Source organism: Pelomonas sp. Root1444, from assembly GCF_001426885.1.
Lineage (GTDB): Bacteria > Pseudomonadota > Gammaproteobacteria > Burkholderiales > Burkholderiaceae_C > Pelomonas.
The window spans coordinates 14,092-40,052 of the sequence record NZ_LMFP01000003.1; the positions used below are offsets into that span (position 1 = coordinate 14,092).

The following is a 25,961-nucleotide window of genomic DNA, read 5'->3' on the forward strand; positions in this document are numbered from 1 at the left end:
TCAGTAGCAGCTGGCCAAGCCTGCCTTGGGTTTGATTTCACCGATTCGGTTGCCAAAGCTGTCGTATTGATAGCAGGTACGACGAACCTGGAGGGCACCTTCGGCATAGGCCGAGACCGTCACGCCGCGAAGCTCCAGGTTATTGGCCGCGTTGGCTGGACCGTAGTCGTAGTCGGTAATGATTTCGTCTGCTGCCCCCCCCGTGCAACCGCTGCCATCGGCAATGGTTGCGGTGGCCAAGCAGGTGCGCTCGCGCGTCAACAGATAGACCGGCGCGCTAGCTTGCGCATACCCTGTCGCACTGGTTTTGAAATAAGCATAAAGCGGCGTGTAGGTGTAGCGAATCTCAGGCCTCACACTGACGCCACCGGAAATCACGGCAGGCTTGCGCACGCGTGAAACTTGACCAGAATTTGGTTCGTATTCGAAATCAGTTTGATTGCCGTTCCCGTCCCTAATCCAAATCGCTTGATTGCAGGTTTTGCGGTTAGTGCAAGTCGCGGGATAAGAAGCCGTCTGAACGGTGACGCCGTTTTTCGTGATGGAATTGATGTTGAGGCGGGCGTCGTAGCCATAAACGGTCGACACACCAGTCAATGTGTCAGTAATACTTTGCAGCAGGTTGCGTCGGTCTTTTGAGAGCCTAATGACCTGATCCCAGCTCTGTATCAGCCAAGCTCCAAATTCAACATGCGAGTCGACCGAGGTGACGCACCTTCCGCCGCAACCGGAACGCGACTCGCCCGGATATTGCCCAGCAACTGCGGGATAATATGTCATCTGTGCAGAACCCGCTGTCGACGTTTTCAAGGTCGCGGTTCCCTTGGAGGTATACCAAGCATACAAATCTGTGTTTCCTGCTACGACCAGTTCCGTATCGTAGGCATACGTTACTTCGGGTACGTTTGCGCGAGTGCTCTTGATGCCGATTAAGCGCGTCGCACGGAAGTTTGGATCACCCATCGACGCCGGCTTTTTAAAGGGCGCATGCTTATACTCAGTGGTGCCACCTTCTGAATCCGTGACAATCAAGCTTCCCGGCGCCAAAAACATGGAGCGAGGCATGCCCGACGGCCACGTATAGGTTGCACGCGGCCAATTCACCGTCAAGCCAGGGCACGCCGAATTGACGTCAGGATACGGATTCAGGCCGGTCGGAATGCAATAGTCGATCGCGTTGTTTATTGCCACAACATATCGCGGCGCTTGCTCGCCCCAACCCACCCCAGGAATTGAATTGTTCGACGGATCATCGTTCGGCACGGCGGTATTTTGTGTCGAATAAATATATTTGAGCTGATATCCGGTATTGGTAGTGACGCTCTGTGCAATTTCACCGCCATAATAGTAAATGGTAAATCCGTTGGCAGCTTGAATATTTTTGATCGTGAGAGGGATTCCCAAGTTCGAAAGATTTCGAGCGTCGAAGCCTGCGAACGACGCAAAAGTCGACGTTGACCCATCAGGCTTCGTCCAAACCATGGTCGGCTCCGTTGTACCATTCGCGGGAACGACCTCCAGTATGTTGCGTGGGTCGCCGTTATACGACGTAAAAGTGCCATCAGCGTTGATGGAAAAATCGAAGGATCCTCCCGTATCGTAGGCGCGCATCACATAAACCCACGCAGCCGGATTATTTGCTTGCCCGGGCGGTATATGGCGGAGTGTCAGCCTTAATACACCGGTAAACTTGTCCTTTGGACCCTGCAAGCCAGAGACGTATTCATCGCCTGCCCACCCCGTGTTTACCATATTGCCAGCGTAGGTTGAAATCGAATGCTCAAGCCCCAAGGCTTTGCTGCCTATGGTCACATCGACCAATGTCGGGGACGGCCGACCACTCATCGCGCTGACACCGTGTCTATTGATCATGTCGTAAGGTGGCGGGTCCAGACGGCCCGCGCAGGCGGCTCCGCATCCCAATGCTAATAACCATGTAGCTGTAACAATGCCAAAAGGTTTGGAGGAAATGCAGTTCGCAATCATGGTTTCAGACTCTTTGCTGATGAACGATGCTTTTGAGGTATTGACTGGCATAAAGACTAAAGACTAAAGACTATTCCGTAACAGCTGATCGATTACCAGCTTTGTCGTATCTGTAGTCAGTCTTCACATTGCCGTTGGTCTTGACGGTATTCAGTCTACCTAATGCGTCATACACGTAGTTTTCCGTCACGGCGACGCCTGTGGAAATAGCACCTGCGGTCACTGGGGTAGCAGCGAGGGCGGCAGAGCAGCTGCCAGCATTGCATGCCTTGACAGAATAGGTATAGCTTGTCCCGCTCACCGCTGCGAGGTCCGAATAGCCGGTAGAAGACAGCGTCGTTAAAAGCGCGCCATTCCGAGAAAGTTGATAGCTTGTAGCCCCGCCCGTCACAGCCCAGTTCACGACAATGATGGTTTGATTGATCCCAGCCTTGATAAACGAAGGTGCCGTGGGTGCCGACAGTACTACGCTGATGTTCACGCTTCCCGAAGTCGAGCAAATCGGCGGGGATGACGTTGGAGGCTGGAAGCAGTCCTTTACGTAATAGCTGTATGACCCCTGAGCCTTGCCAGAAAAAGGGAAAGATCCGCTGGCTGAATTGGACTTAGACGCAACGGCCTGATTGGTCGCGTTATCGTACAAAGTCACCGTTGACTGCGAAGACTGCGCCGAGGAATAGTTCACCGCGTAACTGCCGTCGTAGCTGGTTGCCGGCGTCACCGTCAAGGAAATCGCGCTTGCGAGTCCTGCCACGGCGAATAACAGGACGCCGAGCAGACCTCGCCGGATAGTCGAAGCAGTCATCATTTGGATTTCACCCACGGAAGCCATAAACGGTTTGCGATAGAAGTATTGATCGCCCACAAGAGCGAGTTGATAAAACTGAAGTAGGTTTTTTAAGTCCAGCCCTACATGAGCAGGGTAACGCATCCAGTTCTCACGCTCCGCTGCGTGCCTCAGAGAGGAGCAGAGGATTTGATGAACGCAGTGAAATGACCCGGGGGTCGACTGAACAACATGCGCCTTCGAACACAAGCAATGTCAAGCCTTTCCCTGTCGTTGACTGATGCAAATAACCCTGCATCTCTATCAATTTTTTTACTCGCCTGTGATAACCAGTGATCGCGCTACCAGTGGGCCTCAATATAGGCGAATTGGTAGACGAGTCCCACAGGGTAAAAACGGTGAAAAATCCCATACACATAGGGCTTATGGTGGTCTCCAACTTGGTGCGGCAGGTCACTCATCAAGCGCCCTGGCGCAGCGGCCTCCATGTGAGTTGGATGCCGCTGTCCCTGACAACGGAGACCACGACACGGTAAAGGTTGCCGGCCTTAGGCTGATCAGGCGCTGGCGCCAGCCGGCGCGGATGGCGGGGAGCACGTGTTCGAACAGCGCTTAGCAGACGGCGCCATGGCGCTGAGCAGAGAGGTAGGTCACCCCGTCATAGCCGGCCTCTGTGGCGAGGGCCGGCATCGGCCGAGGCGCGTCGAAACTGCAGTGTGGGTAGTCGGCCGCATAGGGCGTCAGGTCGCCGACCATGCCGCACAGCGCAGCAGCGCCATTCAGCGGCAGCAACGTCTGTTCGCGGCGTCCGAAGGCCCCGTAGCCGGCTGTCTCAGGGCAGTCGGGGAAGTGCGCCACCCGCCGACATGCGACCAGCAAACCAGGCGACCGCTATGGGCACGAAGTTGCTGTAGGCACGTCGACATCGAATGACCGGAACCGGCTGGAAACCAGCCGGTCCGGTCTCCCGGGAGCCCCGTTGCGAGCGGCCGACCCGGCCCGCTGGGCGGCGACGACCGCTGCCTCGCTCAGATTTCCGTCTGTTCGGAGATCTCGAGTGCGTCATCAACCTCAATGCCGAGGTACCGCACCGTTGACTCCAATTTTGTGTGCCCAAGCAGCAGCTGCACGGCGCGCAAATTCCTGGTCCGCCGATAGATCAGCGTCGCCTTTGTCCTTCGCACCGAATGCGTCCCGTAGTCGGCAGGGTCAAGGCCGAGTTCCTCCACCCAGCCTTCCAGGATTCGGGCGTACTGTCGCGTTCCTAGATGCGGCGAGCAGTGCATGCGACTTGGGAACAGGAAACCGTCGGATCTCAGTCCAGCTTGCTTGATCCAACGCTGAACGGCTTCGCGGGTTACCGCCGTGATCTCGAACTGGACGGGGCGCTGAGTCTTTTGCTGCATCACCACCGCGCGGCTGGCCACAGCGTCGCCGTGGCAGACATCTCGTACCTTGAGCGAGACGAGGTCGCAACCTCGAAGCTTGCTGTCGATGCCCAAGTTGAACAGCGCGAGCTCACGAACGCGGTTCTCCATTTGGAGCCGGACACGGAGTGCCCAGATGTCCTTGACCTTGAACGGCGCCTTCTGGCCGACGATCTTGCCCTTGTTCCACGGCTCGCGCGACAGGGGGTTGGCGGTGTTGGCTGCTGATCCCATGATGGTCTCCCATCGAGTTGAGGGCCAGCAAGCATGCGCCGGGGGCCGCCCGCGTCGATAGGGGTGGCGCGTCGCCAGCTTCGATGCGGATTGTCTGCGTAGCACGTTTGCTATACATTTAAGCGATGCGCTCCGCCACGTTTCCCCCCATCCGCGTCGAGCCCGAGGTTCGGGCCGAAGTCGAAGCCGTCTTGCGGGACGGCGAGTCGCTGACCCAGTTCATCGAGCAGGCGGTCGTTGCGGCCGCAGCTTGGCGTCGCGTGCAGGCCGAGTTCGTCAACCGTGGCGAGGCGGCGATTGAGCGTTGGAAGCAAGAAGGCGGAGGCCGTACGGTCGACGAGGTCATGGCCGGTTTGCAGGGTCGCCTTGACGAGGCGAAACGTCGAGCAGCTGAACGCACTGGCCGGTGAAGCCCGTTTACAGCGTCACGCTTCTGGAAGAGGCAGTTGCGGACCTTCAGCGCCTGGAGGACTTCGCCATCGAACGTGAGCTCGCAAGTGAAACGCCGGATTGGACGACGCCTCAACGTGCGCTCGACGCGATCAGCGAGGGGATGCGCCTACTGTCCTGGTCGCCTTTCACGTGCCGGAAGGCGGAACTGGGGAATGGCCGCTCGAGGGAATTGGTCGTGCCGTTTGGCAGCGCGGGCTATGTTGTGCTGTTCGAAATCGTCGGCAACGACGTGGTCGTAGGTGCTGTTCGCCACCAGCGCGAAGAGGACTACCGCCACTGAAGTCGGGCACTAGGCCAGCCGGCCGACGTAGCAAGGCGACGGCTCGTGTCGAGCCATGCTTATCGCCTCCTTGCAGTCGCCCTGGCAGCTTCGTGCCCATAGCAGACCTCGGTCGAAGTAAGGGTCCAGGCTGGTCTGCGACATTCGCAGGCCGATGCCTGACCGGCAGCTTCACCCACGGGACCGGTCGCTCGACCACGGCGCAAGCATCGTGGCGGCACGAGCGACCGCTCTCGCCCGCCGCGACAGTCGCATCCCGACCCATTGCTGTCTGCTGCAAGCGGGGACGCGCCCGAAAGCGGTCACGCAGCTCAGTAGGGCCGGGTGTCAACGCAGCTAGCGGCCCGGACCCGGCAGGACGATGGCCGCGACCAAGAATGCAATGGCCCAATACTTGGTCTGGGTAGCGAAGCGGGCATAGGCGCCTTCGTTGTTTCGGCGGTCGTAGTGATCGGCTACGTAGCTCGCCAGGTGCGCGACCCAGAAGAAGACTGCCGCACACATGACGTAGGCGTTAATGCCGCGTAAGGTTGCGCCGTTGCCTCTCTTGTTCGGCAGGTAGAAGGTACCCGTGTACAGGCTATAGCCCATGTACGCAAGCCCGATCAGGCACACGATGACGTACCAGACGCGCTGCGCTGCAGGCACTTCGTTCGGAGTCCAGACCTTCGGAGATCTGAACACGGGGCTCCAGGTGCTGTCTTCACCGAAGGATGCATTGCAGCGAGGGCAGACCACGGCGTCTGGTTGCAAGGTTGCGTCGCACTGGGGGCAGTGGAACATTGGATCTGTCTGGTGATGCTTTGCAGCCAGCCTACTGGAAAACGGTCACTGGCGACCGGCGGCTTGTGGCCGGGACCACCCGCTCGTGGTTACGCCGGCAGCCGCCACACAGGCTACCCGACGGCCTGCACGAACTGCTGGATTGCCCTTGCAGCCTCGGTTGGCGCCGCTTGAAGAAGGCAATGTGGGCCAGAGATCTGCACCACGCGCGCCGCAGGCTGAATGGCACGAATGATGTCCCCCGCTGAGGCCGGGACCACGCGGTCCTCGCTCGCACGCAGGTACAGGATGGGAGCGTTGACCCGACCCAAGTCCGAAGCGACATCGACCGAGAGAACGGCCTTCAAACGTGATCGCAGCGCTGTGGTTGAAACACCCGCCAGCGCTGAGCCGAGAGCAGTTCGGAGCTTTGGCGTTTCAAACCGTCCCAAGAGCAAGGCCGCTGCAAGGCGCGTGGGCACCACCTTGACAGGGGCCAGCCCGGTCAGATTCTTGAGCAGCGATAGACCGGGGTACGGGTTGCGTACAAAGGTGCAGCAAAGGATGAGGCCCATGACCCTCCCGGGGTGATTCGCCGCCAGTGAGATGGCAATCGGGCCGGAGAAGGATTCACCCAACAAGATCAGCGGGCCCTCGGCCGGCAGACTTGCTTCTGCCAAGCGCTCAAGTACGGAATACCCGGCCGGTGGCGCCGATGGGTACCGCACCACCTCGACTTGAACTTTGCCAGCTAGCGCCTCTACGAGGGGATCGAACAGCGAGCCTGTGCCATCCATGCCAGGCAACAAAACCAGGGTGGTCATGAAAGGAGTATCGAGCGTAGCCGTGACCTCCACCTCAGCTTGCAGAGCCAATTGCAGCCCTTTCGTGCGGACGCCGGAAGCCCATGGCCGGCGGCGTCGGCCGTCTCTGCCCTCAGATCTCGGTCTGCTCGGAGATCTCGAGGGCGTCATCGACCTCGATTCCCAGGTACCTCACCGTGGACTCCAGTTTGGAGTGCCCCAGTAGCAGTTGCACCGCCCGCAGGTTCTTGGTGCGCCGATAGATCAGCGTGGCCTTGGTCCTTCGCATCGAGTGGGTCCCGTAGTCGGCTGGGTCGAGCCCGAGTTCCGTCACCCAGCCTTCAAGAATTCGTGCGTACTGGCGGGTTCCCAGGTGCGGCGAGCCGTGCATGCGGCTAGGGAACAGGAAGTCCTCGGACCTCAGTCCGGCCTGCTTGATCCACCGCTGCAACGCGTCCCGGGTCGCCGCTGTGATCTCGAACTGCACTGGGCGCTGGGTCTTGTGTTGCATCACGACGGCGCGGCTAGCCACAGCATCCCCATGGCAAACATCTCGCACCTTGAGCGAAACGAGGTCGCAGCCTCGCAGCTTGCTGTCGATGCCTAGGTTGAAGAGCGCGAGTTCGCGGACCCGGCTTTCCATCTGAAGACGAACTCGTAGTGCCCAGATGTCCTTGACCTTGAACGGTGCCTTCTGGCCGACGATCTTGCCCTTGTTCCACGGCTCACGCGGCAGAGTGCCGTTTGCTGATCCCATGATGGTCTCCCATCTAGTTGAGGGCCACCAAGCATGCGCTCAAGCTGTGTCTGCGGCTCCTTTTGGCAGAGTCACGGGATGGCAACCGCAACCGCAACCGCAACCGCAACGGCAGCGGCGCGGCGCGGCATTGGCCTCACACTGCCGGCCACCTGCGGTCGTTCGCAGGTGTCCCGTTTCGGGTACCCTGGTTGCGACGACAAACGGCCCCCGCCTAACCGAGTCAATCATGCCTGACCTTGTGACGTTGAATCTCTTCATTCTCTGGGCGGCGCTCTGTCCACTGATCGCTTCGCGGCTCACTCGTCGGCCGCTAGTCGCAGCTGGTGTGACGACTCTGAGCGGTGGCTTCGCTTTGGTCCTGCTTCACATGCTGGGTTACGGCGCATTGGAGGCAGCCGGATGGTCGCCGTACGTAGGCATGGTGATTTGCGTCGCGCTGATCACGGCTTTGGCAGTCCACCGTCGTAGGGCAAACGCTGGTTGAACTAGCGCTGTTTTTGACGCCCGCTTATGGGTGGTCTGACGGCGATGGACCAACTACCGCTTTGGGTCGTAATGCGACTGTTGCGGGGGCGAGAGCGGACCTCGGGCCTGCACGATGCTTGTCGGCATAGCTGGGCAGCAATCGCCACCTACACTCGGTCGGCCCGGCCGGCTGGGCTGAGACAACTCCGCGCTGATGACTGCAACTGACTTTTCTAAGCTTTCCTATCCCGAACTCCTGAAGCTCAGCGATGAGCTAAATAAGCAGATCGAGGCGCAACGCGCCGAAGAGCTGAAGGTCCTCGCTGACGGCTACGTCAAGAAGGCGCAGGCCGCTGGCTTCACCCTCCAAGAGGCCATCGAAGCGCTGCGTCCGTATACCTCAGACGCGAGATCCAGAAAGCGCGTCAACGGTCCGGCGAAAGCGCTGTATCAAGATCCCGCGAACCCTGCCAATACTTGGAGTGGACGCGGCATGCCAGCCAAATGGCTGGCTGCCTACGAAAGCCAGGGCCGATCACGGGACGAGTTCAGGGTGAACTGATCTGGGGCGGTTCGAAGCTGCCGGCGTCTGCTACGCGCGGCCGCCGCCGTGACCTGCACCCTTCCCGCCATGCCAAGTTGAAGTAGCAGGAGTCCGCTCATCAGGAGAATGACGGACATGAGGAAGAGCAAGTTCACCGAGGAACAGATCATTGGGTTCCTGAAGCAGGCCGAGGCAGGGCTGGCCGTGGCGGAGATCTGCCGCAAGGGCGGGTTCTCAGACGCGACGTTCTACAAGTGGCGAGCCAAGTTCGGCGGCATGGAGGCGAGCGACGCCCGGCGGCTGCGAGAGCTCGAAGCAGAGAACGCCAAGCTCAAGAGTCTGCTGGCCGACGCCCACCTGGACATCCATGCGCTCAAGAGCGTGCTCGGCGTAAAAAGATAGCCCCACAGGCCAAGCGGGAAGCCGTCGGGCGGCTGATCAACGAGCATCAGCTGTCCGAGCGGCGGGCCTGCCGACTTGTGGGGCTAAGCCGAGACAGCTACCGGCATCCACCGGTGGCGAGCGCGCAGACCGCGGCTCTCAAGGCCAAGATCGTCGAGATTGCACATGCGCGCCGACGGTTTGGATACCGACGCGTGCACGACCTGCTGCGACTGGACTTCCCCGGCGTCAATCACAAGCGCGTGTATCGGCTGTACAGCGCCGCGAACCTGGCAGTGCGCAAACGCAAGAAGGTGCGGCGCCCGCCTGCCGAGCGCACGCCGTTGAACATCGCCACCCAGGTCAATGAGGTGTGGAGCATGGACTTCGTCAGCGACAGCCTGGCCAACGGACGGCGCCTGAAGTGCCTCACCGTTGCCGACGACTTCAGCCACGAGGCCGTGGACATCGCGGTGGACTACGGCATCAGTGGCCAGTATGTGGTCCGGCTGCTGGATCAGGCTGCGCGGTTCCGCGGCTACCCAGCCGCGGTGAGAACAGACAACGGGCCGGAGTTCACCAGCAGGGCCTTCATCGCATGGGCGCAAAGCCACGGCATCCGACACATCCTGATCGAGCCGGGTCGACCCATGCAGAACGGCTACATCGAGAGCTTCAACGGCCGGTTCCGGGACGAATGTCTGAACGAGCATTGGTTCGAGACATTGAAGCAGGCCCGAACTGAGATCGCCGCTTGGCGGCGTGACTACAACGAGGTCCGTCCGCACAGCAGCATCGGACGAATACCGCCGGCGCAATTTGCTGAGCAGCACCGCAGAAACGCGACCGATCCCGCCCAGCACGCCGGACCCATCAACACAGAGATCCAGTAACCTTCAACCAGGACTCCGACCTATTCATTGGCACGGCGGTTGGGGGCAGGTCAGCCGAACCAAGATTTGTTCCGGAACTCGACTGCCAGCCGGTAGTCACCGATACGGACGGCGCATTCCTCGACGTGTGTGCGCCATTCTGGCGCGCTGGTCATGCGTGCGTCGGAAATGTGCCCATAGCCGAAGTTCCAGACCCAGAGTGATGGACAGCACTGCAGCGAAGCGGACGATCCGGCACCCTTGTCCTTGTTGCCGTGAAGCAGCAAACGCAGGTTCAGTGGTGCGTTGCGGTTGACTCACTTGCGACCGAAGAAGCCAACTACGGGCGCAGCAGCCCAAACAATCGCGGCAAATGCAAGCGCCCAGGCGAGTACAAACAAGGTCTTACCGGCAGACATGCTTCCGAAGAAGCCTCCAATCATCGCAAGCACCATAAAGCCGAGCCAAACAGCTCCGCCAACGAAAAGTCTGAGGATGGTGCGGGCAACGGCGTTCGCTAGGGTTTCCGGCTGTTCAATGTCCACAAACTCTGAACCGCTGCAGCGAAAACATGCTGCAGCCTCGGGCGCTAGTTCGATCCGACAAGTTGCGCAGTACTTGGGCACTTACACGTCCTGACGCGGCAAAGCCTGATCGTAGTCTCGACCAACGGTACTTGGCTCGCGCCCGATTCGGGGCGACCGTTGGACGCCGATGTCTGCTTCCCGCCTACTGCGGCTACACGATCAACTTCGGCTATGGGCACGTTGCTGACGCCCCGAGGCGCGGGCCTGCGACCGTACCGGGTCGTGATACGCCTATGGAGCGGGCGAGAGCAGCGGTTCGTGCCTGCATGGTGCTTGAGCCGCGGTCGAGTGACCGGTTTCGGGGAGTGGAACAGCCGGTCAGAGCCAGGAGCCTTCAATGACCGGTCTGCGTGGGCGCTGTCGTTGAGGCACTGGCCCCGCGAATGACTCAGATTTCCCTTGAGCCAGAATCACGTCGGCGAGATTCTCCGGGCGCCTACCGCTTACCTTCCATGGACTCGACGGCAGCGATGAGTGACTGACGCAACATCTGCGCGGCCGGCCCGAGTCGCTGATCGACACGATGCGCCAGGAACGCCTGCAACTGCGCCTGGCCGCCCGGGCCGAATGCCTGCACCGGGATACGGACCAAGCGGCCACCCTGTATGTCTGCTTCCACTTGCCAAGCGGGCAAACGTCCCCAACCCACGCCGGCCGCTATCAACGCGTGCTTCACACTCTGTGAATGCACCCGCCAGGTCCTGGGCGACAGCACACCTATGTCGCGACCCTTGGTGAGTGGAGATGGATCGGCCAGCACGATCTGAAGATCGTCGGCGAGTTCGTGCGGCCCCGGCTGCCAGCCCTCGCGTATCCGCTGTGCCAACGGACTGGCGGCAGCCACGACAGGCACTACTGTCACCGGCGCGAGCGCATGCAAAACGATACGCCGGTCACGAAACTCCTCACCGACGGTGATGGCCAGCACACAACGGCCTTGCTGCAGGGCTGAAATCGGCTCGCCCAACGGGGCAACAGTGACGTCCGCTTGCACCGAGGGGAACGCCTCGTTCATCGCGCGCAGTGCCTGGCATGCGAGCGGCAGCGGGAACAGGGTATCTACCACGACCGGCAACTGCAGCTCGAGACCGGCGCCCAAGCCATGCGCCCGCGCCCGCATCCCGTCAACCTTGAGCAGCACCGCGCGCGCGTCCTCCAGCAGCGCCCGCCCGTGGAGCGTCAGCTCAGGGCGGCGCTTGCTACGGTCGAATAACTGCACGCCGAGTTCTTCCTCAAGGGAGGACACCGCATGGCTGACTGCCGACTGCGCGCGCCGCAGGCGGGCGGCGCCTGCACGGAACCCTCCAGCGTCGGCGATGGCAACGAAGGTCCGGATCTGTCCGAGCGTGAGAGCGTCCAGCATTGATCTACCGTTTCGATCTGTTCGAGCGAAATTATGTGACTTCACATGATCGGAAGGCCCGAGCAAAGTCGCTGCCATGAACCAACTGACTCACCCCACCGATGCTCCCCGTGCTTTCCAAGCCGCTTGGAATGCGCATGACATGAACGCACTCGCGGCGCTCTTCCACCCCGACGCGAGATTCGTCAACCGGTTCGGCCGCTACGTGCGCGGCGTGGACGCCATCGTTGCCATGCACGCCCCGATCCATACCACCGTGTACAGCGACTCGGTCATGGACAACGAGCTGATCGACGTATTGCCGTTGGGCGAGGGGGTGAGCGTGGTGCACTTCTGGAGCCGTCTCGCCCTAGGCAAGGCCCATCCGGCGGGCGCGCATACGGTGGACACAGTCATCCTGGCGGTCCTGACTTGCGAAGAAGGCGCATGGAGATTCCATGCCTTCGAAAACGTCACCTTGCTAGACCCACGCACAGGACGGACGATGCTGAGGGCGCAGGCATCGCCGGTAGCGGGTTGAATTCCGAACCGGTGAGCTGCGCAATGGACCGAAAGACTTTGACAGGCTGGCCTGCAGCGCTGCTACTCATTGGAGCCGGCATCGTGTCTGCAGTGCAGGTGGGCAAGGCGCCAGCCGCCATGGAGGAGATGCGCCGGACGCTGGGGCTGTCGCTCCACGCAGCTTCGTGGCTGCTGTCGGCCATCGGCATCGTCGGTGCGCTGATTGGCGTCGGTGTCGGCGGCGCGGCGGATCGCCTGGGCGCCAAGAGGGTGGCGATCGCCGGCCTGATGCTGCAGGGCACCGCGGCCGCGGGCGCCGCCCTCTTCCCTTACCTGCCGGTGGTGTTCGCCGCGCGCGTCTTCGAGGGCTTGGGCTTCCAGGCCACCACGGTGGCAGTACCCGCGCTCATTGCGACCGCAATGCCCAGAGATACGAGAGCCCCGGCACTTGCGGCCTGGAGCACTTTCATGCCGGTAGGATTGTGCGTTGCCCTGGCGGGCGCACCGCTATTGCTGACGCACGGGTGGCAAGCGCTGTGGTGGGCGAGCGCCCTCCTCGCGTTTGCATGGGCCGTGCTATTGCTGATCTGGGCACCGCGCGAGCCGCAGCGTGAACGGCACCGATTTCCTGCCGCGGCGTTGCTCGAGGTGGTTCACGCAAGCGGGCCGCGCCTGCTCGGAGTCCTCTTCTTCCTGTTCAGCGCCACTTATTTTTCGCTGGCCGGCTTTCTGCCCGTGTTGCTAATGCAGGCAGGTGTACAAGACCCCTCGCACGCCAGCCGCTTGGCGGGCTGGGCTGTCTTGGCAGGCGCAGCAGGCAACCTGCTTGGAGCTTGGCTGCTCGCACGTGGGGTGTGCGCCCAGCGCTTGGTCCGTGCTGCCTTCTTGTTGACCGCAATCTGCACCACGGGCGTGCTGATGATCAATTCCGGTGTGGTGCTTCGGTACGCGCTGTGCCTGGTCTTCTGCGTGCTGTCGGCGCTGATTCCCCCAGCGCTGTTTGCCCAGGTGCCTCTGCGAGCCCCGCGGCCTGAGCTTGCGGGTGCAACAACCGGAATCATGATGCAGGGCAACAGTCTAGGCTTGGTGCTTGGTCCGGCATTGGCCGGAGCGGCGCAAGCGCGCTGGAGTTGGCCGGCAGTGGCCCTTCTCGTCGCTTCGTTTTGCGCAACAGCGATGGCTGCAGCCGTCGGCGGAAAACGCTAGCGCTGGGCTCGGCGGTCTTGACATTCGCCACGATGGTCGAGATGGCGTGAGCTGTTTTCAAGAGAACACTCGCCAGTCGATGTGCTGCGAGCCGGGGAGGTCGACGACTGAAGCGGCAAGACTGATCGTTGTCAGATGCCAGCGCGGTCAGGGAAGGTCTGCACAACGCGACGCGACGTGCCGGTCGCTGACCGCGCAACTTGGCCATTAATCAGCGCGTCCTTAGTGAGGCAGCTACTTGGCGCTCGGCCGAGCGCACGGTCCCGGCCATTTGACGACACTGGCGAACGGCTGCTCTGCAACCGCGCGATCCAGTCATTCAGTAGAGCTCGCCGTCCTTGTGCGTGAAGAGCCATCTGCCGTCTTCACCAAGGCGCGCAGCGATGTCGTCGTCCGGGTAGTTGGCTTGATCCCCTGCAGTTCTGTCACCGACCACAAGATAGAGACACTCGTGATCGCTGCGGTTGACCAGCATGTGGGCATCCCCGCTGCCCGCGCGGAACCCCGCACACATCCCGGGCGCGAGCACGGTTTCTCCCGCGTCTGTGACAAGCGTCGGAGCCCCGGCCAGGACGAAGACAAACTCGTCCTGCCGCAGGTGCGCATGCCGCAGCGCCGACACGGCGCCTGGAGCCAGCGCAACCCAGTTGACGCCGAAATTCGACAGGCCGAAAACATCGCCCAGCGGTCGTACCAGCCGGCCCGACATTCGCGAAGCAAAGGGCTCGGGGTAGTTGCTTGGCTTGCTTCGTGCCGCAGCCTGGTGAGCGTGGATGGCGATGGGCTGCTTGTCTTGGTTCATGGGCTGTCCTATTGCTGCCGGTTCTGATCGACTGGATGGGTCAGAGCGTGCCCTGCTCCATGTTGTGCAAATAGTTGAACTCCGGCGCATCGACGCCCGCCAGACGACGGATCTCCACCAAGCGGTCGGCCTCAAAGAAGGCTTTGGCCTGCGCGAGCGAGGTCCACCTGGAAAAGTGAGCGACACGACTGCGATCGAACTCGTCGTGCAGCAAGTGATAGCTCTGCTCTCCGGCCTCCTTGCGGATGCCCGCGGCCTCGTCGAGGACCTGCTTCCAGATGGGAAAGTCCTTGACGGCATGAACGATGAGTACGTGGTCCATGGGTGCCCGATGTTTCTCAGTGGGGCGAGGGTCAGGCAACACAGATCTTCGTGCCGTCGGGCTCGCGGCCGGGCCGCTGCCCGTTTGCAGCCATAGGCCAAGAAACTTGCTTCTTTGCTCAGCGCTCATGAGGTTCAGGAACACAGCGGAAGGAGCTGCAACCACGCTGCGACGTGCTCGGGCGCCAGCCATTCGCGAAAAATCAGGGCGCCGGCCGCCAACAGCAACAGCGCCGGCAACGCGCATCGCCAGAACCCGACGGTGAGGCGCTTCATGCCGGCATCCTGCTCAGAGCCGGTCGCGCGATCTCGTGGTCGTCGATGGGCCAGTGGAGCGCCGCAGCAAGCACGCCCAGCGCCATCGCGCACATCCATATCAAGTCGTAGGACTGGGTCTGCTCGAACAGATAGCTGCCCATCCAGACGCCAAGAAACGATCCCAACTGGTGGCCGAAGAAGACGAAACCGAACAGCGTGGTGATGTAGCGCAGGCCGAAGACCTGCGAGACCAGGCCGTTGGTCAGCGGCGCCGTGCCCAGCCAGAGGAAGCCCATCACTCCGGCAAACAGATACAGACTGATGGGGCTCAGCGGCAGGAGCACGAACAGCGCCATCGCCGCCGCGCGCAGCAGGTAAATGCCGGCCAACAGGTGCTTTCTGCGATGGCGCGCACCAAGGAGCCCGAAGCAGTAGGTGCCTAGCACGTTCGCCAGCGCAATGATCGCCAAGGCAGTGACGGCATGGGCAGGCGCCATGCCTTTGTCCAGCAGATAGGCGGGCAGATGCGTGGCGATGAAAGCGAGCTGGAATCCGCAGGCCAGGAAACCCAAGTTGAGCATCCAGAAGCCCGAATGGCTGAATGCCTCCTTCAGCGCGGCGGGCAATAGCTGCTCAGCCTCGGTGGTCATCGATACCGCGCTCTCACTGCGCAAGGGGAAGGCGAGCGGCATCACGAGCAGCATGGCAAGGGCCAAGGCGGACAAGGCGCCGGGCCAGCTCCATGCGCTCAGGAGTTGCTGCGCGGCCGGCACCAGGGCGAACTGCACGAGGCCGCCGATGGCCCCTGACAGGCCGAGGGCCCAGCTGCGCCGCTCGGGCGCCACCAGCCGGCTGATGGCGCCGTACACCGCGCCGAAGGTCGTGCCGGACAAGCCGATGCCAATGCATACGCCAGCAGCCCAGACAAAGCCCGCCGGCGTGTCCGCATGCAACATGAGGAACAGACCCACGGCGTAGAACAGCAGCCCTCCGGCGATGACCTTGGCGGAGCCGAAGCGGTCGGCGACCATGCCGGTGAAGGGCTGCGCGATGCCCCAGCTCAGGTTCTGAATCGCCATGGCGAACCCGAAGGTCTCGCGCGACCAGCCCCGGTCCAGGGTTACGGGTAACAGGAACAGGCCCTGCACATGGCGCACACCCAGCGCCAGGCCCATGACAATGCCGCCGGCCAGGACCAGAACCCAGGCTTGCTGCCACCAGGGGGCAGGCAGACTTGTTGATTGCGAGGGCGAGGAATCGGTTTGCATGGGATCTCCCTTTTGCGGCCATTACAGGATTTGCGGGCCTGTGCTTCAATCGATCTTCTCGCCGCACCACATGCGCCGCAGGAATGTCACTCCCGCTCGTTCGCCTGTCGTTTCTGGACCTGATTCGCGGTTTTGTCGCGGTCGGGCGGCGCATGAGCATCACGCTCGCGTCGCAGGACCTGTGCCTCACGCAATCGGCGGTCAGCCGCCAGATCAACGCCCTGGAGGAGCAGTTGGGCGTCAAGCTGCTGGTCCGCAGCTACCGCTCCATCGCCTTCACGCCCGAGGGTGAGCGCTTGTTCCGAAGTGCCGATGGCGCCGTGCAGCAGCTGCAGGATGTGGTCGGCGAGATCCACAAGACCGGCGTGCTCAAGCCGGTCATGTTGAGCGCGACCATTGGCGTCACCGGCTTGTGGCTGCTGCCGCGGCTGAGCCGCTTTCAGAAGCGCCATCCGGGCGTGGACCTGCGTGTCTCGGCGAACAACCGGGTCGCCGATCTGCGCGCCGAAGGCGTAGACCTGGCCATTCGCTACACCACGGCGGCCTTGGCGCCCGAGGGGGCCGTCCGCCTGTTCGGCGAATCCGTCGCACCGGTGGCGCATCCCTCCCTGGGCCTCAAGTCCTTGCGCTCGGCGCAAGCCCTGGCCAAGCTGTCGCTGCTCGAATTCGACAACCCGCTGCATCCCTGGCTGCAATGGGGGGACTGGCTCAGCGCGCGCGGCTGGGCTGATGTGAAGCACCGGGGTGTGCTTCACTTCAATCAGTATGATCAGGTGATCCAGGCAGCCCTCGATGCGCAGGGCGTGGCATTGGGGCGGCTGGAGCTGATCCAGCCCCTGCTGGATGCGGGCAGGCTGGTGTTGCTGGCCCCGCCCAGGCACGGCGCCGAGATGACGCATGCCTATTGGCTCATCGCCGCCAGCGAGCACCCGCGGGCCGATGTACGCCGGGTGGCGGAGTGGATCGTGAGCGAAGCACAGAGCTCCCGCGAGCTCGCCGAGTCCGGCGCCGCGTAGCCTTTCAGCTTTCAGCCACTCAGGCCTGCGTGCAGCGAGCCAGCGCATCATCAAGGCGGTCGTTGCCCCAGAACATCTCGTCGCCGACGAAGAATGTGGGCGCGCCGAACACACCCCGGTTCGCTGCGGCCTCGGTTTGCTGGCGCAGCCGCAGCTTGTTCGCATCGGACACTGCCTCATCAAGGATTGCGTGGGCCGGCAGGCCGAGCTGCGTGAGCACCTCCGCCAGCACATCACGGGAATCGATTTCGCTGTCCTGCGCGAAGTTGAGTGACATTACCCGCCGGCAATAGGCGCCCATCCAGTCCTGTTGGGCGCCCACCAGAGCGACGCGCAGAGACAGCACAGAGGCGCGAGGGAAGGTCGAGGGCCGAGTCCAAGGCAGGCGGTACTTCTCGCACTCCCGCGCCATGTCCTGCCAGACATAGTCGCCCTTGGCCTTTTGCAGCACGAAGGGCGAGTTGCTCCAGCCCAGGCTGCGAAAGATGGGGCCCAGCAGAAAGGGCCGCCAGTGGATTTTCACGCCCAGCCGGTCAGCTGCCGCCTCGATACGCATCACGCTCAGATAGCTGTAGTTGCTCGCGAACTCGAACCAGAACTCGATGACTGGGGGTTGGCGTGCTCATTCATTGCTCTTCGCTCTCATGGACGACCAGGCAGCGCAACTCGATGCTCTCGCGAAGCGGGGCGTCGGGCGGAATCTCGGGCAGGTCGAAGGCCGAGTGCAAGGTGAAACGGGCCACACCGCTGAGCCGGGAGTCGTACTGCTTGAACACCAGCGCCTCGTGACGATCCATCTCCGGAAAGTAGGACCAGCGATGCCGCTGTGAATGCTTCGCGAGATAGATTTCCCCGGTGCGGCGGGGGTATCGAACCTCGCTCTCGACGAGGTCCGCGGCGCTGACCGTGCGGGCATCGCAGACCGCGAGTGGCGTGTCCAGCACCGGCCCCTTGATGGAGCGCCAGATGTTGACGATGCCGTAGCGCCCGACACGGGCAGCCGCGTGCGCATCGCCAATGACCAGGGCCAATCGCCTGCGACCCGAGGCCTCGGTGTAATCGTTGTGGATGCGGCCGTTGGCGGCGGCCATGCCGGCACTTGAGCTGCGGCCAAAGCTCAAGGCGCTGCGGCCCGCTTCGCGTCGACGAATCAGGTGATCGAAGACATGAGCGTGGCGTGCCCCGGTGGCGGCGAGCGCCAGCTCGATGGCCTCCTGATAGTAGACCGCCTGGACCGCAGCCTCATCGAGGAAGTCGACAACCGTGGTGGGCGCATCCCACAGCGCGAAGCCTTCACGTTCAAGGCAAGGTCTCTCGCTGGCCTTGCGGGCATCCGCGATAAGCGTCTCGTGCAGGTCGTACCCGCAGTTCTCCCAGGGCGTGCCTGCCGGTGGTTCGCAGACATAGCTGTAGGGACGTTCAGCGGTGGGTTTCAGGTAGTTCAGGCCCGCCCGGATATCCGGCCTGGCAAGTTGCGACGTCATAGGGGTTCCGGCTTTTGAACACGGAACCATTGAACCCAGTCGAGGCACCGACCTCAATCGACTTTCCGGTTCCTCCGCATGCGCAACAGGAATGTCGTGCGGCAGGGAATTCGTTTGATGACGGGCGCGGTGAACGCTTGAATGAGCCCACCCTTTCGATGAGGCGGTGCAGGCATGATGTGGATGAGAAAGCCCTGGAGCCCCACGGTCGTGCATGTCGATTTTGCGAAGTCCTACTGCATCACCGCTTCAAGAGACGTGTGGGTCATGTGCCTGGCAGGCACGGCGTGGTTGACGCGGGATGGCTGCCTCTCCGATCAGATTCTTTCGCCGGGCGATGTGACGCGCGTCTCCAAGGCCGATGCTGCCCTCGTCACCGGCATGCCGCGCTGCAGGCTTGGGATTACCGAGAAGCGCGAACACCTCGCTGACTTGCAGGGCATGACGACGGCCGTGACGTCAGCAGCGGTTAGTCCCGTCGAGACCGCTGGTGAGATCAAGTAGAGGTCACCGGCCAGCGACTGCTTGTCGCAGCAATTCCAAGTTGGGTGGCTGGGCACTTCCGTGCGAGAGCACCAGTTCGCCCCTTCGAGCTGTAGACATTCACGCCGGGTTGACGGACGGACCGGTGGCCCGGGAAGGCTGCTTTGCCGTCGACGGCGGTCATGGCTGCCACCGCGTCTTCAGTTGAGCCGATGGCGGCTTCGCGTCCCGGAGGATGAGCCTGGCAACTTGCCGCGGAGGACGGCAGCCGCTGCAAAGCCGTCGCCTGGCTCGGCAGCCGGGCGGGGTCAACAGCGCAGGGGTTTGGCGGCGAATCGAAACTTTGACGTCAAGCGTTGGCCTTCCGCTCCCCCCGCGGTCTGACACATTGCCATCAAGTCCGAAGCATTGCTATCTAGCTCCATACCGTCAACCAGGCGATCCCGTTCGACGCCTGCGTCGCGCTTGATTCCCCTGCGATTTCATCGAGGTCGACGCAGCACCTTACGCGTAGATTGGGACCATCAGGCCCAGGAGCGTCTCATGCAAGCAGCAGACCAAACCGCCAATCCCGAGTTGCCGCTTCCGGCGTTCCTGCGCCTGCCCGTCGTTTTGCGCAGAACAGGGCTGGGCCGTTCGACGATCTACCGGATGATCGCCAACAAGGAATTCCCTGGGCAAGTTCGGATTGGGGCCAGGGCGGTGGCCTGGCGTCAGAACGACATCGACGAATGGATCGACGCCAGGCCATCGACGCATTGATTTCCATCCATCAGATGGGCCGCTCCCCGCTCAGGCGCGCACGCGCCAACGTCGCCTTTGGTGATCGACGCAGAGCCGCTGCGGTGAGTTCCACCCCCCATGCCACGCAGCGAAGCGGACTCCTCAAGGATGCGGCGCAGCGGGGTGGCAATGATGATCCGATCTGCGGAACGGGATCGGCAGGCCGCCATCTGTTCGCTGAGCGTGGCCTTCGCCCGTTCGAAGTGGCGGGCTACCGACGCAGCCGAACAGAGCCCGTGAGTGACAGCGAGGCAGGCTACCAATGCCCGTCCACGCGCCGCGAGTGCGCTTGAACCAGCCCGAAGTTCAAGCGGTCCTGAAGGGTGAATCCTTGCTGCCACCCACGCCTCCAGGAGCACAAGAGCCCCGCCGATGTCGTAGCTGCCACCGGCAGCGATCAATGCCGCCGCAGCGCCCTCTACGGCCTTCGCCATTGTCGGCTGAGGGCCCACGCCGCCGGTGGCCAGCTCGAGCCCCCGGACAAGCTCCCAGGCACGCCAATCCTCGTCAGACGGGCGCTTCGCTATCCACTGCCTCAAGGCGGCGCGCGCCGCGGGCACCGGTTGTCCGAAGTGACTCAGCATCGGTCGAGTATCAAACCCCTTCGACGGCGTCAACCCGAGCGCCACCCTCAAACCACCGTTAGGGTGGTGCGTCGGCGTCGCGCACAACTTTTGCAGCACCGGTCGCCATGCGAGCATGCGCAGCTCGTGGCGCAGCGCTTCAACGGATTCGATGGGCAGCGCCCGGAACGGGCCGGCAAGCACCGGACTGCGAACCGGCTGCGCTTCGCGAACCCAACGCGACAGGACGTTCCCGAAAGCGCGTGCCACCCCGCCCACCGCGTCGTCCGAGCGGATCTGTGCGATCGCGTGTATCTCGGTGGGCATGAGCAGGAAGTCGATGAGCACCCTGCCCGAGCGCTGATGCGCACCGATGAGCCGGTTTCGGATTCGGCCAGCGAGTGACGGTTGCACGAGGAAGTCCCGTCCGACCGCGGCCTGCCAGCACAAGCTCCAGGTCCTGGCCTTGGGATCCGGCCCTTTTCCGGTGGTGGTCGCACTGCACATGAAGCAATGACGATTGCGCCCTGGATTCCCTCATCCCCAATTCATCAATATCCGCTCGAACGTTCGGTTCGGGAAAACAACCCCAGAGAGCCTCCGCCGGCCACGCAGCCGAACAAGTAGACCTTCGTTGTCCCAGGCCGTCCCAGGCCGGTCCGCCTGGCCACGCGCAGGTGAAACCCATCCGAAGGTCGACCGAACGCCGAAAGGGATCGCCTCCATCCCATCGACCGACCGGGCGCCGCGGACTACCTTGAGGCCGCCCGAAGTCCAGAAGGCCAAGGGCATTCGCAACCTCAACTGAAGGAGTCCATCATGGACAAGACTTTCCAACCCGAACTGGACCTGCAAGTCGTCGAACTGGGCGACGCCAAGGAGCTGACCATGGGCATCCCCAACCAGGTCAACTCGGAAGACAACCCGCAGGTCCCGCACAAGCTGCAGGACTGAGCGAGCTCCGCGCGCGCCACCCACTCCGGCGCGCGCTTTGATGCTTCCCCGCAAGGACGTACGGCGCACCGCAGCTCAACGAACGCGCCCACACCGCACCGCAATCGCCCTGCGTCCACGTCCTTGCATTCGATTCCGGGCGCGTCCGGCACTGATCAGTCGACCTGTATCGGGACGCGCCAAAAGCGCTGGCGAGTACTTGCCCGCAACAAGCCAGAACGCTGAGGAGTCTTGATGCAACCTGCCCCCTCGAGTCCGACTCTGAGATTGGCCTGCCATGTCCGGGCCTGCAACGCCGACGGCCAGACCATCCTGCTGGACTTGCGGCGCAACCGGTATCTCGGCATCGGAAGGCAGGCTTCGACGGCGTTGGCCGCCCTCGTGCAGGGCTGGCCGACCAGCCTGCCGCCCAACGATGCATCGCCGGCCCCAGTCGGCGAGTTCACCCGGCAGCTCATCTCTCAAGGGCTGCTCACCGACAAAGCATTCGGTCTGCCGCCCGCTCCCGCTGCGGAGGAAGCGACGGCGTCGCTCGACCTCGTGGACGCAAATCCAAATGCCGATATTGGCGCGAGGCACGTCGCCCATTTCCTCAAGAGCGCGGCTCTCACGGCCTGGTGGCTCCGCAGCCGCACCCTGTACGACATCGCCCTGAAGGTCGCCGCACGCCGGGAGCGGCTCACGGCGCCGACGCCGCCGTCGCTCGAAGCCATCAGGGTGGCCACCGCCGTCTACGAGACGCTGCGGCCACTGGTCTTCACGGCACGCGAGAGATGCCTGCACGACTCGCTGACCCTCGTCTGCTTCCTCGCCACGCAAGACCTGCCCTCGCGATGGGTGGTCGGGGTCAAGACCTGCCCTTTCGGCGCGCACGCATGGGTCCAAAGCGGCCGCACGGTCCTGAACGATCAACACGAGTACGTTCGCGGCTTCCGCCCCATCCTCGTCGTGTAGCCGATCGCCATGTTCCGCTACATCGCCATTTCATGGGACGAGTCGCAGCCGGTCTGCACCGCGGCGGCGCGCCAGCTCAGCATGAGCTGGCAGTCACGCCCAGCTTGGGACGGCGCCCTCGTTCGCCCGGGGCTGCACGTTTTCACGACCGGCTCCAGAACCGGCATCAACGAGGCGCACCCGCTGCCCGGGGGCGCGGGTGTCGTGCTGGGCAAGCTGTTTCGCCGCCGCGAGCTTGACGCGCCTCCCGCGCGTCACGTGCGCCTCAACGACCGGGAGGCTGCCGGCATCGTCGACAGCGGTGCCAGCAGCCTCGTCACCGATTTCTGGGGACGCTATGTCGCCTTCGTGCAGGCGACGTCCGGCGCCTTCGTGCTTCGCGATCCCAGTGGCACGCTGCCCTGCTTCCGAACTCGACATGAAGGGGTCGAAATCGTCTTCTCCTGGCTCGAGGACGCTCTGGAGATGCTGGGCGACGCGAAACCCTTCGCTGTGAACTGGGACGCGTTGACCGCCCAGTTGCGCCTCGGCGTCCTCAGCGGGCGGGAAACCGCACTGGACGGCGTGTCCCAGGTGCTCCCGGGCGAGCTGGTCGAATTGCACGCCGGTCGCGCAGCCGTCTTGTGGAGCGCAATCGATGTCGCACGCTCACCGGAGCCGTGCCATGCCGAGGAAGCCACTTGTCGGCTCCGGGCAACCGTGCAGGCCTGCACCCGCGCCTGGGCGGCCTGCTACGACACCTTGCTGCTGCGGCTGTCCGGCGGCGTCGACTCCTCCATCGTCCTGAGCTGCCTCGGCCCAGGCAGCACGCTCGCCGACGTGATCGGCGTCAACTACCACTCCCCCGGTGCCGACAGCGACGAGCGGACGTATGCACGACTGGCCGCCGCACGTGCCGGTCGGGACCTGCTGGAGCGCGAGCGCGACGCGGGCTTCCGTATCGAGCAAGTCCTTCAGGCGGCGCGCATGCCGGCACCGATCCCCTACGTCGGCTGGATGAATGCCGCCACGGACGCCAGACTGGCCAGCGCGTACGCGGCGCCGGCGATGTTCACCGGCGCCGGCGGTGATCCGCTTTTCTATGAATACCCGCGCTGGTGGCCGGCTGCCGACTACCTGCATGACAGGGGCATCGATGCCGGTTTCCCGGCGGCGGCAATGGACGCCGCCCGTCTCGGCAGACTGTCGGTCTGGCGCACCGCTGCGCTGGCGCTCAGGGAGCGCGTCCGGCCGGACCTTGCCGCCAGGACCCCGGGGAGCTTTGAAGGCCTGCTCGCACCAGCCCTCCAGCGGCAAAGGATCGAAGCGCGCCGCTTCACCCATCCCGCACTTTGCGAAGCGGACGCCCTGCCGCTGGGCAAGTACATGCAGGCCATCGCGCTGATGTACCCCCTCGGGTACTACGACCCGTTCGAGCAGTCCTGCGCGCCGGAACTGGTCAATCCGCTCTTCTCGCAGCCGCTGGTGGAGCTGTGCCTTCGCCTGCCAACCTATGTGCTGACGCAGGGCGGCCGCGGTCGCGCCCTGGCAAGGCGGGCGTTCGCGGCCGATCTCCCGCCCCAGATCACCAACCGGCGCTCCAAAGGCGGGATGGAGGAGCACATCAAGGCGGTGCTGGACGCCAACATCGAGCGGGTGCGCTGCCTGCTGCTCGACGGCGAGCTCAGTCGCCGCGCCATGATCGAGCGCGCCCGGCTCGAGGAGCTGCTGTCCGGCAGGCCCACGGCGCTTGCAGGCGCCGTCAGCCAGATCCATGCTTTGGCGGCGGTGGAGGCATGGTTGACGCGCTGGACCCGATAGCAGGCCGCACCCTGTAGACGGCATGTCGACGTTTCGCGAGCTGGTGGCCGCCCTCCATGTGCTGACCGACGGTGCCGGCCGAACCGTCGCCTGGCGCGTGTGCGCGGCGAACCTGCTGGCGATTTCGACCGGCGCGCTGGCGGGCTTGGCGCCTCTGGCGCTGAAGGAGATGGTCGACGCCGCAGCGAGGGCCGCGACGAAGCCGCGCCCGGTCGCGTCGCTGGCCATGTTCGGCGTTGTGTACATCGGCTGCCTCGGCCTGGGCCGGCTTCTGACGGAGATTCGGCCCTGGCTGATGAGCGGCGCCGAGCAGCACCTCTACGCCGGGCTGCGCCAGCGCTACTTCAAGCACCTGCTGGATCTGCCGCTGGCATTCCACCTGAACAAACGCACTGGTGCGGTGATCCACGCATTGCAGCAAGGCATCTCCGGCTACCAGATCATCATGTTCCACGCCGTCAACAGCATCGTCCCGGTGCTGGTCGAAGCGGCCACCGTGATCGTCGTGCTGATGTCGCTCGGACAGCCTGCGCTGACGGCGACATTCGCAGCGACCGCCCTCGCCTATTTCGCGGTCATGGCCTGGGGCACCTCGGGCATGGCTGCAACGGCGCAGGCCGTCGCGGACGCGGGCAGCGATGTCCACGCGAGGCTCACCGACGGTCTCATCAACTTCGAGCCGATCAAGTGCTTCGGCGCGGAGCGACGAACGCTCCATGGTTTCGAGCTGTCGTGCTTCGCACTTGTGCGCTGCTGGTCGGAGTTGCAGCGTCGGCGCCTCCGACTCGGGCTTTCGATCGCCGCCGTGTTTGTGCTGTCGATGGCCGCGTCACTTGCGCTGGCGACACAGGGTGCGGCGAACGGCACGCTGACCGTTGGCGGCTTCGTGCTGGCCAACGTCTACATGCTTCAGGTCATTCGTCCCCTTGAGGCTTTGAGCAGCGCCGTGCGCGACGTGTTCCAGGGCCTGGCGTTCGTCCGTCCTCTGCTGGGCGTGTTCGACACGGCCCCGGAGACATCACGCGAGGGCGAGCGCGCGACCCTGATCGGCTCTGGCGCCGCGCCGCCGCCCGGCGACCCCGTGCTGCGCCTGGGGCGCCGGCCACCGCCTCATGTCAGCATCCGCGGCGTGCGCCTGGCCTTCGACGCGGGCACTCCCGTACTGAGCAATTTCAGCCTGGAAGTGCCGCCGGGTCGCTCGACGGCCATCGTGGGCGCCAGCGGCTGCGGCAAGTCATCACTGGTGAGGCTGCTGCTGCGGCTGCGCGAGCCGGATGCCGGCAGCATCCTGCTGGACGGTGTCGCCATCGACACCTTGCCGATCGACGCCCTCCGCTCCTTGATCGCGGTCGTGCCGCAGGACGTCGTTCTCTTCAACACGACGCTCGCCGCGAACATCGGGCTCGGCAAGGACGACGCGACGCCAGGGGAAATCGAGCGCGCCGCACGCCTTGCAGGGCTGCACGACTTCGTTGCAACCCTTCCCCACGGCTACGGCACGCCGATCGGCGAACGCGGTCTGAAGCTATCGGGCGGCGAACGCCAGCGCATCGCCATTGCGCGGGCGATCCTGAGGGATCCGGATATCTTCGTGTTCGACGAGGCAACCTCGATGCTGGACGGCCCGACCGAGCGGGCGATCCTGCGCAACCTGCGAGAGATATCTGTGGGTCGCACCACCATCACCATCGCCCACCGACTGTCCGCCATCCAGGATGCCGACCTCATCGCGGTGGTCGGCAGTGGCATGGTCATCGAGCAAGGTGACCACGAGACGCTGCTGGCCAGGGACGGCGTCTACGCCGCCATGTGGCGGGCGCAGAAGGCGGGCATTCGGCCCGGCGAGCGCGGATGACCATGTCGC

29 protein-coding genes are annotated in these 25,961 nt (G+C 63.4%); 13 read left to right on the top strand and 16 right to left on the bottom strand.

Annotated elements, in window-relative coordinates; all coding sequences use genetic code 11:
* The 4 genes from ASD35_RS26955 to ASD35_RS02920 all read right to left on the bottom strand — a co-directional run bounded on the left by ASD35_RS26955 (position 1) and on the right by ASD35_RS02920 (position 4,434).
* Entirely contained in the window at positions 1–1,986 is a 1,986-nt protein-coding gene (locus tag ASD35_RS26955) for a hypothetical protein (protein ID WP_235538217.1), read from the bottom strand.
* A 70-nt stretch (positions 1,987–2,056) separates the two neighbouring features.
* The gene (locus ASD35_RS26390; protein ID WP_082579858.1) at positions 2,057–2,917 is read right to left on the bottom strand and encodes an RHS repeat domain-containing protein; all 861 of its coding nucleotides are present in this window, start codon (positions 2,915–2,917) and stop codon (positions 2,057–2,059) included.
* 468 nt (positions 2,918–3,385) lie between these two features.
* Positions 3,386–3,565 carry a hypothetical protein gene (locus tag ASD35_RS02915; RefSeq protein ID WP_056873428.1) on the bottom strand — a complete coding sequence of 60 codons (180 nt, stop codon included), beginning with the start codon at positions 3,563–3,565 and terminating at the stop codon, positions 3,386–3,388.
* Between the two features lie 236 nt (positions 3,566–3,801).
* Complete coding sequence (locus ASD35_RS02920; protein WP_056873429.1) at positions 3,802–4,434, bottom strand: tyrosine-type recombinase/integrase; 633 nt, start codon at positions 4,432–4,434, stop codon at positions 3,802–3,804.
* Between the two features lie 125 nt (positions 4,435–4,559).
* Between ASD35_RS02920 and ASD35_RS02925 the strand changes: the two genes are divergently transcribed.
* Positions 4,560–4,844 (top strand): YlcI/YnfO family protein, encoded by a 285-nt coding sequence (locus tag ASD35_RS02925; RefSeq protein WP_056873430.1) that lies wholly within the window; start codon positions 4,560–4,562, stop codon positions 4,842–4,844.
* Positions 4,841–5,167 carry a type II toxin-antitoxin system RelE/ParE family toxin gene (locus ASD35_RS02930; protein ID WP_056873431.1) on the top strand — a complete coding sequence of 109 codons (327 nt, stop codon included), beginning with the start codon at positions 4,841–4,843 and terminating at the stop codon, positions 5,165–5,167. The genes ASD35_RS02925 and ASD35_RS02930 overlap by 4 nt, the downstream gene beginning before the upstream one ends.
* A gap of 336 nt (positions 5,168–5,503) precedes the next feature.
* Here the strand turns inward: ASD35_RS02930 and ASD35_RS02935 are convergent, their stop codons facing one another.
* The 3 genes from ASD35_RS02935 to ASD35_RS02945 form a co-directional block, all read right to left on the bottom strand.
* Positions 5,504–5,950 (bottom strand): hypothetical protein, encoded by a 447-nt coding sequence (locus ASD35_RS02935; RefSeq protein ID WP_056873432.1) that lies wholly within the window; start codon positions 5,948–5,950, stop codon positions 5,504–5,506.
* A gap of 113 nt (positions 5,951–6,063) precedes the next feature.
* On the bottom strand, positions 6,064–6,753 hold the full coding sequence (locus tag ASD35_RS02940) for an alpha/beta fold hydrolase (RefSeq protein WP_056874562.1): 690 nt from the start codon (positions 6,751–6,753) through the stop codon (positions 6,064–6,066).
* A 112-nt stretch (positions 6,754–6,865) separates the two neighbouring features.
* Positions 6,866–7,489: a tyrosine-type recombinase/integrase gene (locus ASD35_RS02945; protein ID WP_056873433.1), complete on the bottom strand. Its 624-nt coding sequence runs from the start codon at positions 7,487–7,489 to the stop codon at positions 6,866–6,868.
* Positions 7,490–8,171: 682 nt separating this feature from the next.
* Between ASD35_RS02945 and ASD35_RS26395 the strand changes: the two genes are divergently transcribed.
* Both ASD35_RS26395 and ASD35_RS02955 read left to right on the top strand, forming a co-directional pair.
* The gene (locus ASD35_RS26395; protein ID WP_082579859.1) at positions 8,172–8,519 is read left to right on the top strand and encodes an H-NS family nucleoid-associated regulatory protein; all 348 of its coding nucleotides are present in this window, start codon (positions 8,172–8,174) and stop codon (positions 8,517–8,519) included.
* A 117-nt stretch (positions 8,520–8,636) separates the two neighbouring features.
* Positions 8,637–9,775, top strand: a protein-coding gene (locus ASD35_RS02955; protein WP_369819188.1) for an IS3 family transposase whose coding sequence is annotated in 2 segments (ribosomal slippage) — positions 8,637–8,898 and positions 8,898–9,775 — 1,140 coding nt in all. Because the reading frame shifts where the segments join, the coding sequence is not laid out codon by codon here.
* A gap of 296 nt (positions 9,776–10,071) precedes the next feature.
* Here ASD35_RS02955 and ASD35_RS26960 read toward each other — a convergent pair.
* Positions 10,072–10,380 (bottom strand): hypothetical protein, encoded by a 309-nt coding sequence (locus tag ASD35_RS26960; protein ID WP_157275337.1) that lies wholly within the window; start codon positions 10,378–10,380, stop codon positions 10,072–10,074.
* Between the two features lie 397 nt (positions 10,381–10,777).
* On the bottom strand, positions 10,778–11,704 hold the full coding sequence (locus ASD35_RS02960; RefSeq protein ID WP_056873435.1) for a LysR family transcriptional regulator: 927 nt from the start codon (positions 11,702–11,704) through the stop codon (positions 10,778–10,780).
* 76 nt (positions 11,705–11,780) lie between these two features.
* Here ASD35_RS02960 and ASD35_RS02965 point away from each other — a divergent pair, with 76 nt between their 5' ends.
* Together ASD35_RS02965 and ASD35_RS02970 are read left to right on the top strand one after the other, a co-directional pair.
* On the top strand, positions 11,781–12,224 hold the full coding sequence (locus ASD35_RS02965; protein ID WP_056873436.1) for an SgcJ/EcaC family oxidoreductase: 444 nt from the start codon (positions 11,781–11,783) through the stop codon (positions 12,222–12,224).
* 23 nt (positions 12,225–12,247) lie between these two features.
* Positions 12,248–13,411, top strand: a complete 1,164-nt coding sequence (locus ASD35_RS02970; protein WP_162254414.1) for a CynX/NimT family MFS transporter — start codon at positions 12,248–12,250, stop codon at positions 13,409–13,411.
* A 319-nt stretch (positions 13,412–13,730) separates the two neighbouring features.
* On the opposite strand, the gene ASD35_RS02975 is transcribed toward ASD35_RS02970, so the two are convergent.
* The 4 genes from ASD35_RS02975 to ASD35_RS02985 form a co-directional block, all read right to left on the bottom strand.
* The gene (locus ASD35_RS02975; protein ID WP_056873438.1) at positions 13,731–14,213 is read right to left on the bottom strand and encodes a cupin domain-containing protein; all 483 of its coding nucleotides are present in this window, start codon (positions 14,211–14,213) and stop codon (positions 13,731–13,733) included.
* A 40-nt stretch (positions 14,214–14,253) separates the two neighbouring features.
* On the bottom strand, positions 14,254–14,535 hold the full coding sequence (locus ASD35_RS02980; RefSeq protein ID WP_056873439.1) for an antibiotic biosynthesis monooxygenase: 282 nt from the start codon (positions 14,533–14,535) through the stop codon (positions 14,254–14,256).
* 134 nt (positions 14,536–14,669) lie between these two features.
* Positions 14,670–14,810: a hypothetical protein gene (locus ASD35_RS26965; RefSeq protein WP_157275338.1), complete on the bottom strand. Its 141-nt coding sequence runs from the start codon at positions 14,808–14,810 to the stop codon at positions 14,670–14,672.
* The gene (locus tag ASD35_RS02985) at positions 14,807–16,060 is read right to left on the bottom strand and encodes an MFS transporter (protein ID WP_056873440.1); all 1,254 of its coding nucleotides are present in this window, start codon (positions 16,058–16,060) and stop codon (positions 14,807–14,809) included. Before ASD35_RS02985 ends, ASD35_RS26965 begins: the two co-directional genes overlap by 4 nt.
* An 83-nt stretch (positions 16,061–16,143) precedes the next feature.
* Between ASD35_RS02985 and ASD35_RS02990 the strand changes: the two genes are divergently transcribed.
* Positions 16,144–17,076: a LysR substrate-binding domain-containing protein gene (locus tag ASD35_RS02990; RefSeq protein WP_056873441.1), complete on the top strand. Its 933-nt coding sequence runs from the start codon at positions 16,144–16,146 to the stop codon at positions 17,074–17,076.
* A 19-nt stretch (positions 17,077–17,095) separates the two neighbouring features.
* Here the strand turns inward: ASD35_RS02990 and ASD35_RS02995 are convergent, their stop codons facing one another.
* Together ASD35_RS02995 and ASD35_RS03000 are read right to left on the bottom strand one after the other, a co-directional pair.
* On the bottom strand, positions 17,096–17,680 hold the full coding sequence (locus tag ASD35_RS02995) for a 2-hydroxychromene-2-carboxylate isomerase (protein ID WP_056873442.1): 585 nt from the start codon (positions 17,678–17,680) through the stop codon (positions 17,096–17,098).
* 22 nt (positions 17,681–17,702) lie between these two features.
* Positions 17,703–18,560 (bottom strand): CmcJ/NvfI family oxidoreductase, encoded by an 858-nt coding sequence (locus ASD35_RS03000; RefSeq protein WP_082579862.1) that lies wholly within the window; start codon positions 18,558–18,560, stop codon positions 17,703–17,705.
* Positions 18,561–18,743: 183 nt separating this feature from the next.
* Here ASD35_RS03000 and ASD35_RS03005 point away from each other — a divergent pair, with 183 nt between their 5' ends.
* Positions 18,744–19,064 carry a DUF2917 domain-containing protein gene (locus ASD35_RS03005; RefSeq protein ID WP_162254415.1) on the top strand — a complete coding sequence of 107 codons (321 nt, stop codon included), beginning with the start codon at positions 18,744–18,746 and terminating at the stop codon, positions 19,062–19,064.
* Positions 19,065–19,586: 522 nt separating this feature from the next.
* Positions 19,587–19,805, top strand: coding sequence for an AlpA family transcriptional regulator (locus ASD35_RS26400; RefSeq protein WP_082579863.1), 219 nt, complete (start codon positions 19,587–19,589; stop codon positions 19,803–19,805).
* On the opposite strand, the gene ASD35_RS03010 is transcribed toward ASD35_RS26400, so the two are convergent.
* The gene (locus tag ASD35_RS03010) at positions 19,757–20,803 is read right to left on the bottom strand and encodes a hypothetical protein (protein WP_200956002.1); all 1,047 of its coding nucleotides are present in this window, start codon (positions 20,801–20,803) and stop codon (positions 19,757–19,759) included. The two genes, ASD35_RS26400 and ASD35_RS03010, sit on opposite strands and share 49 nt — an antisense overlap.
* Positions 20,804–21,208: 405 nt before the next feature.
* Here ASD35_RS03010 and ASD35_RS27890 point away from each other — a divergent pair, with 405 nt between their 5' ends.
* From ASD35_RS27890 to ASD35_RS03025, 4 genes are all read left to right on the top strand, one after another.
* Positions 21,209–21,343, top strand: a complete 135-nt coding sequence (locus ASD35_RS27890; protein WP_235538219.1) for a rubrivinodin family lasso peptide — start codon at positions 21,209–21,211, stop codon at positions 21,341–21,343.
* A gap of 234 nt (positions 21,344–21,577) precedes the next feature.
* Complete coding sequence (locus tag ASD35_RS03015; protein WP_157275339.1) at positions 21,578–22,297, top strand: lasso peptide biosynthesis B2 protein; 720 nt, start codon at positions 21,578–21,580, stop codon at positions 22,295–22,297.
* Between the two features lie 9 nt (positions 22,298–22,306).
* Positions 22,307–24,097, top strand: a complete 1,791-nt coding sequence (locus ASD35_RS03020; RefSeq protein WP_056873446.1) for an asparagine synthase-related protein — start codon at positions 22,307–22,309, stop codon at positions 24,095–24,097.
* Between the two features lie 22 nt (positions 24,098–24,119).
* Positions 24,120–25,952, top strand: coding sequence for an ABC transporter ATP-binding protein (locus ASD35_RS03025; RefSeq protein ID WP_056873447.1), 1,833 nt, complete (start codon positions 24,120–24,122; stop codon positions 25,950–25,952).
* Positions 25,953–25,961 lie beyond the last annotated feature (9 nt).